A 12,639-nucleotide genomic window follows, 5' to 3' on the forward strand; every position below is an offset into this window, starting at 1 on the left:
ATCGATTTTGGCTCAGCGTAGACGCATGGATGACCTTCTCTGTCAGCGACATACGCAAGAACCAACGATAAGCAACGTTGACTTCAATTTCTTTAACAAGCTGGCGCTCGCTTTTGATGCCGAAGAGATAGCCAAGCAGGATGATTTTAAATAAGCGAACGGGGTCAACGGGTGGACGGCCATTATCTTTGCAATAAAGGTGAGCGACTTCATCTCGAATAAACTCGAAGTCGATGGCGCGGTCGATTTTACGAACAAGATGGTCTTTGGGAACAAGTTGTTCCATCGTCACCATTTCAAGTTCATATTGGTGTGGAGAAGGTTCTTGAAGCATACCGGAGCATCCCTATTGCAACACTCCTATTAGATCAAAGGTCTAGCTCGAAAGCTAGACCTTTGTCAGCAGTCTGAAGCCCACATCGTGGGCTTTTTGCGTGATACGGTCCCGCCGCCGATGAGCCCTGAAAGGTAATACGTCGGTGCTTACAGACTTCTCCTGCATTCAACTAGAGCGCAGCGATGCTGCAAATCATGACCATTGAAACTATCGATATTTAACTAATTATTGGTGATAAAGACCATCAATGCAGTTTATAAGTGGTTTTTCGTGCTGTTTGATGATGATATAGAAATACATTATGATGAAAAGTGTAACTTAAAGTTACACTTGTAACTTTGCTGTGAGGAGGGCTTGCAGCTTACATACACACATCAATGGAGATGATTTCATGAGAATCGCCCGATACTGCAATATTGCTGTCGCCACAGCGTTCACCAGCCTAGCATTCATGACATCGGGTCATGCGGTTGCGCAAGATGGCGCTGGCTGTGAACAGGCTGAATATGCAATGGGGCTTCGTTATCAGCAGCAATCCGCAGAAGTGATTGCGATGCAGCGTCAAACGTTTGAACTCGCCACTTTCCGTTTAGAGCAACAAATCCAATCTCATGGCGAGAATGCAAACCTAGCCATCATGACAGACTTAGATGAGACCATTATTGATAATGGTGCCTTGCTAGTCAGAGATATGCAGGCCTGTCACGATTTCACCAGTTGGGATACTTGGAAGCACTGGGAGCGCGAAGGGCAGCCACGCCTTATTCCTGGGGCAAAAGCATTTTTAGACTTTGCCGACCAACATGATGTGGCGATTTATTATGTCTCTGATCGTTATCAAGAAAATAAATCAGACACCTTGGCGACGTTGAAAGCACTGGCCTTGCCGCAAGTTGCGGATGACCATGTCTTACTCTTAGGTCCACCTAAAGCCGAACGCCGTAAAATTGTCGAGAGCAAACATACCTTAGTGATGCAGCTAGGCGACTCTCTGCATGACTTTTCTGGCGAGTTTGGTGATGCGGATCTTAAGCAACAACGTGCCTTAGTGAGCAAACATGCTAAGCATTTTGGTCAAGACTGGATTGTATTGCCAAACGCTATGTACGGCGATTGGAGTCAAGCCAAACTCACTGGCTGGGATGCGCCATTCGAGTATAAATAGTCGCGCGATTGCCTGATATAAAGCCCACACTGTGGGCTTTTTTATGGGCAACTGATTTGTGGGCAATGGATAGTTTAGTTAGTCGTTGCTGTCCGGCAGCGATACCTCGGTGGGAGAAATGGTCTCTGACGGATAGCAACCGAGCACTTTTAGATAACGGGTCAGGGTGGTGAGCTCGTCCAGTGCACTTTGCATCACATCGCTGGCCATATTGGCTTCAACATCGACATAAAACATCTCTTCCCATGGGTTGCCGAGCACGGGCCGAGATTCGAGCTTGGTCATATTGATGCCGCGCTCTCGCAATACCATCAAACACTCCACCAAAGACCCTGCTTGCTGCGACGTCGACATAATGAACGTGGTTTTGGCAGGCGTAAGTTTGGACACTTTCACCGGCTTACGGGCCACCACAATAAAGCGGGTGTAGTTTTGCTGCTGATTCGCTATGTCTGTTTTGATTGCCGTGAGGCCATACAACTCACCACTGGCGGCATGGCCGATGGCAGCTACATTAGGTTGGTTTAAATCTGCCACTTGTTGCATCGCGTCAGCGGTGCTTGAACAGTACACTTTATTTATTTTTCCTAAGGTATCGACATACTCGCTGCATTGCTGATGAGGCTGGGGATGCGCGTATAGGGTATCAATATGGCTGGGATCTTGGTTGCCAACGGTCAGTAAGCAATGAGCAATGGGAAGGGTTAACTCGCCAACGATAGATAGCCGGGTGTGCTGCAGCTGATCGTACACTTCATTGATCGATCCTGAGCTAGTATTTTCGACAGGCAATAAGCCATAGTCGGCATGGCCGGTTTCTACCGTTTCGACCACTTGTTTAAAGCTGTCACAAGCCATTTCCACTAATTCGGTTTGCTTGCGGCTAAAGTACTGGCGCGCGGCGAGATAGGAGTACGAACCTTGGCTGCCTAAAAAGGAAACCCGAGCTACCGGACGTTGATTGTCGGGGTTGGCCAGCGCTTGAAGATAACGCTGCTGGATCAGCACCGAGTCTTCAATAATGGTGTGGAAAATACTCAGCACATAATGGGCATCCAGTTGGTGAGCGCTGCCATCACTGACCAATTTTTCCAATAAGGCTTGTTCTCGCGCTTGATCGCGAATCGGTTTTTGAATTGCGATTTTGTTTTTCGCAACATCCACGCTGAGGCGGCGGCGCTCGGCCAGTAAAGTCAGCAATTCGTGGTCTAACTGGCTGATCCGCGTGCGGATCTCGTCCAGTGAAAGTGGCGTGTCTGGCATACATTATCCTTGTTCTAATACAAAAAAACCTCCCGGTTGGGAGGTTAGAGCGCCATGCTGTTAAGGCTTAGCACGCTTCCTCCCGCACAGGCGAGATAAAAAAGAAGCGAAAGAAACGAGCAATAATCAGCATAGGGCCTTGGTTGTTATGTTTGCGTGTCAATTAACCATATTGACAGCGGGGGATGCTGTCAAGCACCAAAAAGCCCCGCGGGGGCGGGGCTGACATGTTTAGCGGGTGAGGTAGTGCAATGCGGGTTAGATTTCCTCGTCGGCTGCATTTTCTTCCATTGCAACCGTTGCCGTTGATTTGTCGTTGCGGCGTGCTTCGCCTTTGTGTTGGACCTTATTTAATTGCTTTTCGAGCTTCTGGCCCACCTCGTTGATCGCTTTATACATGTCATCGCTTTCTGCAGAGGCCACGATGGTTGATCCTGGCAACCCTGCTTTGGCTTCTACTTTGAACTGATGGTTTGGCTCCTTACTGATCACAGCATGAGGATTGATGAGTGCCACCTGCCACTTGGCCAACTTATCAAAGCGGCTTTCGATGCGCTCACGGATGGCGGGAGTGATTTCGATGTTTTTGCCTGCAATTTCCACTCTCATACTCGTTCCTCTTTGTTCCCCTGTATTAGGTTCATATTCAGATTACCGCTTTCCTCCTTTGATAACGTGACTTGGCTCAAGTTTAAAGGGGGGAGAAAAAACGAAAAGTTGAACTGTGAGCCTTCACGGATCCTGACATTTGTTAAGCATGAAATCCCTTGAACTTAAAGACAAAAATGCTACCTTGGGAGAGGTCACGAATGCTGATTTACCCGCCAGTCAGGGCCGCGTCGCGCCTATGTGTTTTTCTACTTTTCGCTGTGGTTAAAAATGTGCCACAAATCAGCTTGTGCTTTTTGGTGCACTGCGGTGAAACGAGAGTGGCTCAAGCAAACTGGGCATAAAAAAGGCGACCATGATGGCCGCCTGATAATGCGCTGATAAATAATCAAAGCATTAGTTATTGGCGTGTAGCTCGTGGTTGAGCTCAACCGCACTCTTGTTGGTCAAACACTCAACGGCACCTGTTTTTGAATTACGACGGAACAGGAGGTCGGCTTTGCCCGCCAAGTCACGTGCTTTAACGCTTTCGACCGCATTCCCGTCGGCGTCGAGCATGGTGACTTTGGTACCTGCGGTGACATACAGGCCTGACTCGATGGTGCAACGATCGCCCAATGGGAAGCCAAGGCCGGCGTTGGCACCGAGTAGTGAGTTTTCGCCAATCGAAACGACAATCTGGCCGCCGCCGCTCAAGGTTCCCATGATTGATGCGCCGCCACCAATATCACTGCCGTTGCCGACCATGACTCCTGCAGAGATACGGCCCTCAACCATGCTGACACCTTCAGTACCGGCATTGAAGTTGATAAAGCCTTCGTGCATCACTGTCGTACCTTCGCCCACATGGGCACCTAAACGCACTCGGGCGGTATCCGCAATACGCACGCCAGCAGGCACCACGTAATCGGTCATTTTCGGGAATTTATCCACGCACTCAACGGTCAATGTTTCGCCCTTCAGGCGAGCTTCCATTTGACGCTCAGGCAGTTCCGGCAAGTCAATCGGGCCTTGGTTGGTCCAAGCAATGTTGTGTAGCAGACCAAAGAGTCCGTCAAGTACCACACCGTGTGGTTTGACTAAGCGGTGTGAGATCAGTTGAAGCTTGAGGAAGCCTTCCGCCACTGACGCTGGCTTGATGTCATTTTCGAGGATCACCAGTACCAAGGGTTGTGTGGTTTGTTGCGCTTTATTGGCAAAGGTTGCCGCTTGAGAGGCGTCAGCCGCTGAGAAGGCTTCGCTGATCGCACCGCATGTTTCAGGCGCCACCTCGATCACTTGGTTACCCGACGTATAGTCGGTGAGGGCGCTAAGTGCGTTAACCAGCTCATCGCTCGGGTTGAGTAGCGGTGCCGGGAAGTAGGCCTCAATGATTTTACCGTCCTGGTTTTTGGTCGCTGTACCTAGCGCCAGAGCAAAGCTTGCCATCGGGGAAGATCTCCTTGTGTATATTTGGGCTTAAAACATCTAACGCTTCATCTTAAAGACAAGCGGCAGTGGTTGGAAGCGATCAAACGGCGGCTGACGAAAAAACCGCACAGGTCGGGGCAGCGATGCGCCTTAATGCATAGGTGGTGAAGGGGGCGGGCATAAAATAAGCAAGCCACTGGGCTTGCTCTTTCGCGGATCCTAAAAGGGTCAGCAATCACAACATTAGGCTGCGTCGGCGTCTTTGTCGTCGCTATTTGTGTCCGCTTTGGTCTCGCTTTTAGCCGGCTTTTTCTTTGCCGCCTTGCGCTTGGCGCCCAGCGCTTCGAGGACAGAGTCTTTATGTTCAGCTAGGTATAGCGACAAGGCTTCACGCTTTTCTTCGTCGTCTACCAGTTTGCTCTCTTCAATCAGATCGAACAAGGCGTCTGCCATGTCCAACATTTTGTCGTAGGCATCGGCTTCGGCTTTGGAGGTAAATGTCATCTTTTCTTCTCCTTCGCGTTCGACCACGTACTTGACGATAACGGCCATAATCACCCTCTCTTCGTTGATTTACTGTCTTTTTATACAGTACGATAAGGGCCATTGTCTACTGACCCTGCCATGATTGTGACATGAGAGAAAAATTTAGCACTATTTATCAACGTGCCGCCGAACGCAAAGGCGGTCAACGTGCGTTAGAGCATATGCTGGTGGCACCGCTTGAATATGATGCCTTGTGTGAGATACCAGATGATCGCTGGCTCGCGGCGTTTAGCCAGAAGGTGTTTCAATCGGGCATTAGTTGGCAGGTAGTGCGTAAAAAATGGCCCGGATTTGAAGAGGTGTTCTGGGGCTTTGATATTGAGAAAATGCTGCTGATGCCGCCGGAAATGTGGGAAGAAAAAGCCACCAACCCAGCGATTATTCGTCACCTTACCAAGGTGATGACCATTCCGCACAACGCGGAAATGATCCACCGCGTGCAGCAATCGCACGGCAGTTTTAGCCAGTTTGTCGCCGATTGGCCCAGCGAAGATATTGTCGGTTTATGGCAGTATTTAAAAAAGCACGGTAAGCGTTTAGGTGGTAATACGGGTGCTTATACCTTGCGCCGAATGGGCAAGGACACCTTCTTGTTCACCCGCGATATCGAGCACTACCTGCGTGCGACTAAAATCGTTGATAGCGGCCGAGAGACCAAGCGGGCGATGCAAGCGGCGCAACAGGCATTTAATGAGTGGCAACAAGAGTCGGGTCGTTCACTGAACCATATCAGCCAGCTGATCGCATTCAGTGTGGGTGACAATCGCGTTTAAACGCGCAGCGATTTGCTGTGCTATCACACGGTTAGCAAGTCGTGTGCGAGGTCGCGGCGTGTCGATAGCGGTTTGCGCTTAGTACGGCAATCGGCCACAATCGATGCCAGTTATCTTTCCCATGTGAGCGCCTTGTGTTTACTGTTTATCACTCTAATCAGCTCGATCTGTTGAAGTCCTTGTTGGTCTCCCTGATCCAACAGCGACCGCTGTCTGACCCTTTTCAAAAAGAACTTATTCTGGTGCAAAGCCCCGGCATGGCGCAGTGGTTAAAAATGGCACTCGCCAATGAGCAGCAGATTGTCGCTAACGTCGAATTCCCGCTTCCCGCTACCTTTATCTGGCAGCTGTTTGTGCGGGTGTTGGATGGCGTGCCTGAGCGCAGTGATTTCAATAAAGAGGCGATGACATGGAAGCTGATGGATATCTTACCCAGTTGTCTGGATGCGCCAGAGTTCGCTGATTTAGCCGTGTATTTGGAAGACAGTCAGGATCAGCAGCGTGCTTACCAGCTGGCCGAAAAAGTGGCCGATATTTTCGACCAGTATTTGGTCTATCGCCCCGAGTGGGTGCTGGCATGGGAGCAAGAACAACCGGTCCCCGAGCTTGACGATGTGCAGCCTTGGCAGCAAAAACTGTGGCGCCGCTTATACGATCACACCTTGGCGTTGGGTCAATCGCCTTATCATCGCGCCAACTTGTATCAAGAGTTTATCGATACCTTAACCAATCATCAGCACAAACCTGAGGGACTGGCTGATATTGAGCGGGTCTTTGTGTTTGGCATCTCCGCGCTCCCACCACGCTATCTGGATGCGTTGCAAGCACTGGGCGATCATGTGGAGGTGCATTTTATGTTCACCAATCCATGCCGTTATTATTGGGGCGATATTCGCGACAAGCGCTATCTGGCTAAACGTGCCGCATTAGCGCGGGATAAAATCAGCCGAATTGAAGACATCCCCGCCGAGAGCCAATTGGCACTGGGGCTTGATGAGCCTGAGCACGGTGAAGTAGGGAATAGCTTGTTGGCGTCGATGGGAAAACTGGGGCGCGATAACTTACTGCTGCTCTCGGAAATGGCCTGTAATGAGATTGATAGCGGCTTTGTTGAGGTCACTCGCGATAATCTTCTGCATCACATCCAAGCCGATATTTTGGATTTGAATGAGCCGGGCGATCCCAAGCAGACTGAAACCAGTGCGGCGAAAACAGAAATCGAGCCAGATGATGCTTCGATTGCAATTCATGCCTGTCACAGCCCGATGCGCGAAGTCGAAGTGCTGCACGATCAGCTACTGGCGATGTTTGAGGCCAACCCATCACTGAGCCCCCGCGATGTGATTGTGATGGTGGCGGATATCAATGCCTACAGCCCCGCCATTCAAGCGGTGTTTGGTAATGCACCGAGTGAGCGTTTTATTCCGTTTTCCATCTCAGATCGCAGCGCCGATCAAGAAAGCCCGGTGTTAGCCGCCTTTTTGCGTCTGCTCACCCTGCCTGATAGTCGATGCAGTGCGGCGGAGCTATTGGAAATTCTTGAGGTGCCGGCGGTGTCGCGCCGTTTTGCCATCGACAGCCAACAGTTTGATCAGATTAAGCAGTGGGTGGAAGAAACCGGCATTCGCTGGGGGCTTGATACCCATACCGCGAGTCAATTTGCCTTGCCCGAGCAGTATCAAAATACGTGGCTATTTGGCCTGAAACGTATGTTACTCGGCTACGCGATGCCGAGTGAGGCTGGCTTGTTTGCAGACACCGTCCCTTATGATGAAGTCCAAGGACTTAATGCGGAGCTGGCCGGGCGTTTAGGATTGTTTATCGACACCTTAATTTACTACCAGCAGCAGTTGGCGATTGAATGCGATGGCAAGGCATGGGTGGCGCGATTGACCCAAATGCTGGATGACTGCTTCGCCATTGAAGGGGATGAAGAGTTAGCGGTCAAATTGATCCGTACTCAGTTAGACAGTTGGCTAACGCAGCTCAGCGATGCCGCCTTTACCCATACGCTAACCTTGCCCGTGGTGCGCGATTACTTTAATGGTCGCCTCAATAACGAGCGAGTCAGCCAGCGCTTTTTGGCCGGCCAGGTCAACTTTTGTACCTTGATGCCGATGCGCTCCATTCCCTTTGATGTGGTGTGTCTGCTTGGGATGAATGATGGCGTGTACCCGCGCACAGTGCCCAGTGTCGGCTTTGATTTTATGGTGGGACGCACGCGGGCGGGAGATCGCTCTCGCCGCGACGATGATCGATACCTGTTTTTAGAAGCGTTGCAGTCAGCACAGCAGCGTTTGTATATCAGTTATGTCGGTCGCTCAGTGCAAGACAACAGCTTAAAAGTCCCATCGGTACTGGTCACCGAGTTGCTTGAATATTGTACCCAAGGCTACTGTTTGGCCGGTGACCGCGACTTACCCGAAGCGCAGTCACGTCAGCGGCTGGAAGAAAAACTTATCCAGTTCCATCCGCTAACGCCCTTTAGCCCTGATGCCTTTTCCGGTGCTGGAAGTTATGCACAAGAGTGGCTACCAGCTGCTCAAGGACAAGGGACACAACTGCCGGCATTTATTGGCGATGCGTTAAACCCTGATCCGGACAGCCACCAGGATCCTGTGATTGAGTTGGCTGAATTGCAGCGCTTTTGGCGGTTGCCCGTGCGCTATTTTTTCCAACGCCGCTTGAAAGTCTTCTTTGAGCAGTTAGAAGCGCCGTTAGAAGAATTTGAACCCTTTACCTTAGATACCTTGCACCGCTTTCAACTACGCGATCAGCTGTTAGCGCACTTTATTGAAACCGATGACAGTCCCCAAAGTGTGCAGGATTTTATGGCTCGACAGCGTGGGCAGGGCAAGTTGCCTTTGGCGTACTTTGGCGAACTGACCTTGGATTCGCAAGTCACGGTGATCCGTGATATGTACCAACGTTTAACGCCTTTACTCGCCGCGCCGCGCCCCGATCTTGAGCTTAATCTGACCCTTCCCACTGCGTTGGGTGAGGTGCAATTGCAAGGTTGGCTCAACCGGCGTTATCAAGACTGTTTGGTCCGCTTTCATTGCGGCGATCTGACCGTGCGTCATCAGCTTGCGGTATGGATCGATCATTTATGCCAATGCGCGATGGGCGAAGCCGTGTCGAGTACATTGGTGGGGGTGAAAGAAACCATCGAGTTTTCCCCACTCAGCAAAGATGACGCGCTTGCACACTTACAAGCTTTGGTTGAAGACTATCAACATGGCCTCAACCAGCCGCTTACTTATCTGCCAAGCTCAGTCGGAGCGGGGATAAAAGCCCGAGATGGCAAAAAAGGCTTTGATAACAGTGAAACCGGCCAAGACAAAGCCCTAAAAGCGATACGCGATACGTTTGTGGGGGGCTTTAATCCTGGCGAAGGGCAAGATCCTTACATCTACCGTGTTTGGCCGCAATGGCGAGAGAGCCTCGGCCAGGCGCTGTTAGCTACAGGCGATCGCCACTTAATGCCGATGCTAGCGCAGCGACAAAAACGTTAGCGTCTTATCTTCCTGCCGTACCTTATTAGCCAGACGTCTTGTCTGGCTTTTTTATGCGTAAAAAAAGAATATTTAACCGATACCTCTTTTAGGAGCGTGATGAACAAGACGGTTAAATGCGAAGCATCGTGAGACGCCAATAGAGCAAATTGTTATCACTTTGTTGTTTGTTTATTAGTCAAAAGCATGTATTTAATGAATTTATTTATTCGTGGTCTAAACATTCGTTTTTCTATTATTTTTTGGGTTGGTTATATAATTTTGTTTATAAATATCAGTAAATTGTCTGGTTAAATAAAATTAGTGTGCATACCTTTGTTGGGGTTTGTTGATGGATTTTTTTGGTTTTTTATTTGAACGTGTAATTAAGTTAACGCACAATGTCATCGAAAATTCATATAACAAACCATGAAAAAAAGGATGTGCCTTCATGCATAAATTCTCAAAAAGTGCGGTGGCGACCTTAGTGTCTGGACTACTGTTGGGTGCCTCAGCGCATGCCGACGTCAGCATTACACAGGGTAAAACGGCGATTCCCGACGGCGAGGCAACGCACGCCCAAGACATCACCGTAAAAAACGAGCATGTCGCGTTTGCATTGGCGGTTGAGTCTGCGCCACCGTGGGGTGTGCCACGTGGCACCTTGGTGGATCTCGCGGCGGTGAAAAATGGCAAAATTGATCTAGACCGAGTCGCTTTTGCAGATTTCATCCCCAACAGCTGGTCGGCTTGGCCGAACGAGCGTAAGTCGATTGAGATTGTGGAAGACAGCGATGATAAAGCGGTGATCAAAGTGAGCCGTAACTTCGACAAGGTCGACATTACCACTTGGTATACCTTGGAAGCGGGCTCTGATTCGATTGGGCTGAAAACCGTGATGAGCAATCAAGGCGAAGACGACCTTGAGCTGGAATCAGGTCACACGATTTGGCCGGATACGGGTTATCAGTTCGCAGTGCCGGGCCTTGAAGGCAATGAAGAAGCGATGGCGGATAACGCCCTTGCCGATCGCATGGTCGCGTATGACCGAGATTGGGCGTTTGCGTTGCATGCGCCTTACTTTGATCGCATCAAATACAATGGCCGCGACATGTATTTGGGCCACACGCTTAAAGCCGGTGAAACCCGTACCTTTGACTCAAAGCTGCAGGTTGTTCCAAACGGCGATATGGCACCGATTGTTAAAGCCGAAGCTGAGCGTCATGGCGAAGCGACGGGCACCATTAGCGGCCAACTTCGCGCCGACAATGGTAACGTGCCTGCCGATGCGATTGTGATGATTGAAAAAGACGGCCACCCTTACGCGTGGACGCTTGCTAAAGATGGTCAGTACAGCATGGCCTTGCCAGAAGGCAAGTACCAAGTGTACGGCACGGCAACCGGCCATGCGAACAGCCAGCCGCAATCTATTACCGTGAGTGCGGACAGTGAGCAGACACTGGACTTCACATCGCTGAAAAGCCCAGCGACGCTTGCACTTAACGTGGAAGAAGCGACCTCTGGTGTATCCAAGGATGCGCGTGTGACTATCATTGAAGGCCAAGCGCCACCGGTTGAATTTTTGGGTAAACGCACCTTCTTCACTGACTTGCTGCCAGCCGGCCATGCTGAGCTAAAACTGGCCCCGGGTGAGTATAAGCTGGGCATTAACGCCGGTGCGGGCTTTACCGCAGAATCACAAACCTTGGATGTAACGCTCGAGTCGGGCAAAACCAACCAACAAGTGGTGAAAGTGCCTCAGGTTACCTTCCCAAATCGTAACCATTGGTATGGCGCTGACTTGCACCACCACGGTAATGTGTTGGAAGGGGTAACCCCACCAGAAATCGTGGTGCGTGCTCAGCTAGCTACCGACTTGGATCTGACCTTTATCAGTGATCACGACTCCACCATTAATCACAAAGTATTTGCTGACTTATCAGCGAAACGTGGTGTGCCTTTCATTCCATCGATTGAGATTTCGCCATCGTGGGGTCACATGAATCCATTTCCTATCGATAATGGCGCTGCGCTGACGGTCGATCCGGGTACTGATGACGTACATACTCTGATTGATGCTGCACATGATATGGGTGCAGAAGTGGTGCCGATGAACCATCCATATAACGATTATGGCTACTTCACCAATATCGCTAAGGATGCGGTGCCGGGCGGTAAGACCGACCGTTTCGATCTGATGGAACTTAACGCACGTGTCGATAACGAGCCGACGCTTGAAAAAGCGCACAAGCTTTGGGATCAAGGCGAAGCCATGTATCTCACCGCGGGTACTGATACCCATGATGCGTGGAACCAGCTCACCGGTCGTATTCGTATGATGGCGCACGTTGACGGCGAATTGACGCCGCTCGCCTTTGCCAAAGCGTTAAAAGCCGGTCACGGCTATGCCACGCAGGGACCAATCTTGTACCCACAAAACATCATGTTTGGTGAAACCGCCAAGGCAGGTGATAAATGGGATATTAACGTGGTCGCCGCGGATGGTCTCAAAGAAGTGCGTTTAATCGGTCAAGGTGGTGAGGTGCTAAACAGCATTACCATTAACCCTGAAGAGAGCACACAGCGTCTTGAGCTATCACTGCCTATTCCTGCGGATGCAGAGGGCTGGATCAACTTAGAAGTGGAAGATAAAGACGGCAGCACGGCATGGACTAACCCAGTGTGGCTTCAGTCGTAAACCTCGAGTCTCAATCAATGAACCAAGGCCAGCCATGCTGGCCTTTTTTGTTTGCCCAGCGAAGCTGGCAAACCCGTCAGGTTGAAAGAAACCTGAATCGCCCCGACTGAGGGGAAGATAATCCGACTCGCAAGGGCGTTGCTGGCCAACGGCAGGGTCTGAAGGAAGCGATAGGAAGTTAGAGGCACACAACGCAAGTGAACCTGTTTCGGCTTGATAGGTGGGTAAGCGTGCAAAATAGCGTGAAGTCCAATACTCAGTCAGACCTATCAAGTGCTTGAGGGTGGCGTCTCTGACAGGGAGCCAGTGCAGTAACTGGGGAAGCCTGGCACCCCATCCAGAGA

Annotated in this window: 10 protein-coding genes; 4 read left to right on the forward strand and 6 right to left on the reverse strand. The window is 50.5% G+C overall.

Going from position 1 to position 12,639, the window contains the following annotated elements:
• A partial coding sequence (locus BGK46_RS01345; protein ID WP_139130699.1) for a transposase occupies window positions 1–334 on the reverse strand: 334 nt, incomplete at its 3' end.
• 394 nt (window positions 335–728) lie between these two features.
• On the opposite strand from BGK46_RS01345, the gene BGK46_RS01350 reads away from it, so the two are divergent.
• The gene (locus BGK46_RS01350) at window positions 729–1,502 is read left to right on the forward strand and encodes a 5'-nucleotidase, lipoprotein e(P4) family (protein ID WP_069586677.1); all 774 of its coding nucleotides are present in this window, start codon (window positions 729–731) and stop codon (window positions 1,500–1,502) included.
• A gap of 78 nt (window positions 1,503–1,580) precedes the next feature.
• Here the strand turns inward: BGK46_RS01350 and pheA are convergent, their stop codons facing one another.
• The 4 genes from pheA to BGK46_RS01370 all read right to left on the reverse strand — a co-directional run bounded on the left by pheA (window position 1,581) and on the right by BGK46_RS01370 (window position 5,336).
• Window positions 1,581–2,765, reverse strand: a complete 1,185-nt coding sequence (gene pheA, locus BGK46_RS01355) for a prephenate dehydratase (protein WP_069586679.1) — start codon at window positions 2,763–2,765, stop codon at window positions 1,581–1,583.
• Between the two features lie 258 nt (window positions 2,766–3,023).
• Window positions 3,024–3,374, reverse strand: a complete 351-nt coding sequence (gene hpf, locus BGK46_RS01360; protein ID WP_069586681.1) for a ribosome hibernation-promoting factor, HPF/YfiA family — start codon at window positions 3,372–3,374, stop codon at window positions 3,024–3,026.
• 396 nt (window positions 3,375–3,770) lie between these two features.
• Window positions 3,771–4,802, reverse strand: coding sequence for a 2,3,4,5-tetrahydropyridine-2,6-dicarboxylate N-succinyltransferase (dapD, locus tag BGK46_RS01365; RefSeq protein ID WP_069586682.1), 1,032 nt, complete (start codon window positions 4,800–4,802; stop codon window positions 3,771–3,773).
• 225 nt (window positions 4,803–5,027) lie between these two features.
• Complete coding sequence (locus BGK46_RS01370) at window positions 5,028–5,336, reverse strand: YebG family protein (RefSeq protein ID WP_069586683.1); 309 nt, start codon at window positions 5,334–5,336, stop codon at window positions 5,028–5,030.
• A gap of 83 nt (window positions 5,337–5,419) precedes the next feature.
• On the opposite strand from BGK46_RS01370, the gene BGK46_RS01375 reads away from it, so the two are divergent.
• The 3 genes from BGK46_RS01375 (at window position 5,420) to BGK46_RS01385 (ending at window position 12,295) form a co-directional block, all read left to right on the forward strand.
• Entirely contained in the window at window positions 5,420–6,103 is a 684-nt protein-coding gene (locus tag BGK46_RS01375) for a DNA-3-methyladenine glycosylase I (RefSeq protein ID WP_069586686.1), read from the forward strand.
• Window positions 6,104–6,237: 134 nt separating this feature from the next.
• Window positions 6,238–9,618, forward strand: coding sequence for an exodeoxyribonuclease V subunit gamma (gene recC / locus BGK46_RS01380; protein WP_069586688.1), 3,381 nt, complete (start codon window positions 6,238–6,240; stop codon window positions 9,616–9,618).
• A gap of 430 nt (window positions 9,619–10,048) precedes the next feature.
• Window positions 10,049–12,295, forward strand: coding sequence for a CehA/McbA family metallohydrolase (locus BGK46_RS01385; protein WP_069586690.1), 2,247 nt, complete (start codon window positions 10,049–10,051; stop codon window positions 12,293–12,295).
• On the opposite strand, the gene BGK46_RS17700 is transcribed toward BGK46_RS01385, so the two are convergent.
• On the reverse strand, window positions 12,233–12,639 hold a 407-nt coding region (locus BGK46_RS17700), incomplete at its 5' end, for a hypothetical protein (protein WP_217492714.1). The two genes, BGK46_RS01385 and BGK46_RS17700, sit on opposite strands and share 63 nt — an antisense overlap.

Origin of the sequence: Salinivibrio sp. SS2, assembly GCF_001722075.1 — a bacterium.
In the GTDB taxonomy this organism is placed as follows: Bacteria; Pseudomonadota; Gammaproteobacteria; order Enterobacterales; family Vibrionaceae; genus Salinivibrio; species Salinivibrio proteolyticus.

Bases quoted from the DNA above. Each gene is read 5' to 3' on its own strand.
- BGK46_RS01350 (WP_069586677.1), top strand. From the start codon at position 729: ATGAGAATCGCCCGATACTGCAATATTGCTGTCGCCACAGCGTTCACC.
- pheA (WP_069586679.1), bottom strand. From the start codon at position 2,765: ATGCCAGACACGCCACTTTCACTGGACGAGATCCGCACGCGGATCAGC.
- hpf (WP_069586681.1), bottom strand. From the start codon at position 3,374: ATGAGAGTGGAAATTGCAGGCAAAAACATCGAAATCACTCCCGCCATC.
- dapD (WP_069586682.1), bottom strand. From the start codon at position 4,802: ATGGCAAGCTTTGCTCTGGCGCTAGGTACAGCGACCAAAAACCAGGAC.
- BGK46_RS01370 (WP_069586683.1), bottom strand. From the start codon at position 5,336: ATGGCCGTTATCGTCAAGTACGTGGTCGAACGCGAAGGAGAAGAAAAG.
- BGK46_RS01375 (WP_069586686.1), top strand. From the start codon at position 5,420: ATGAGAGAAAAATTTAGCACTATTTATCAACGTGCCGCCGAACGCAAA.
- BGK46_RS01385 (WP_069586690.1), top strand. From the start codon at position 10,049: ATGCATAAATTCTCAAAAAGTGCGGTGGCGACCTTAGTGTCTGGACTA.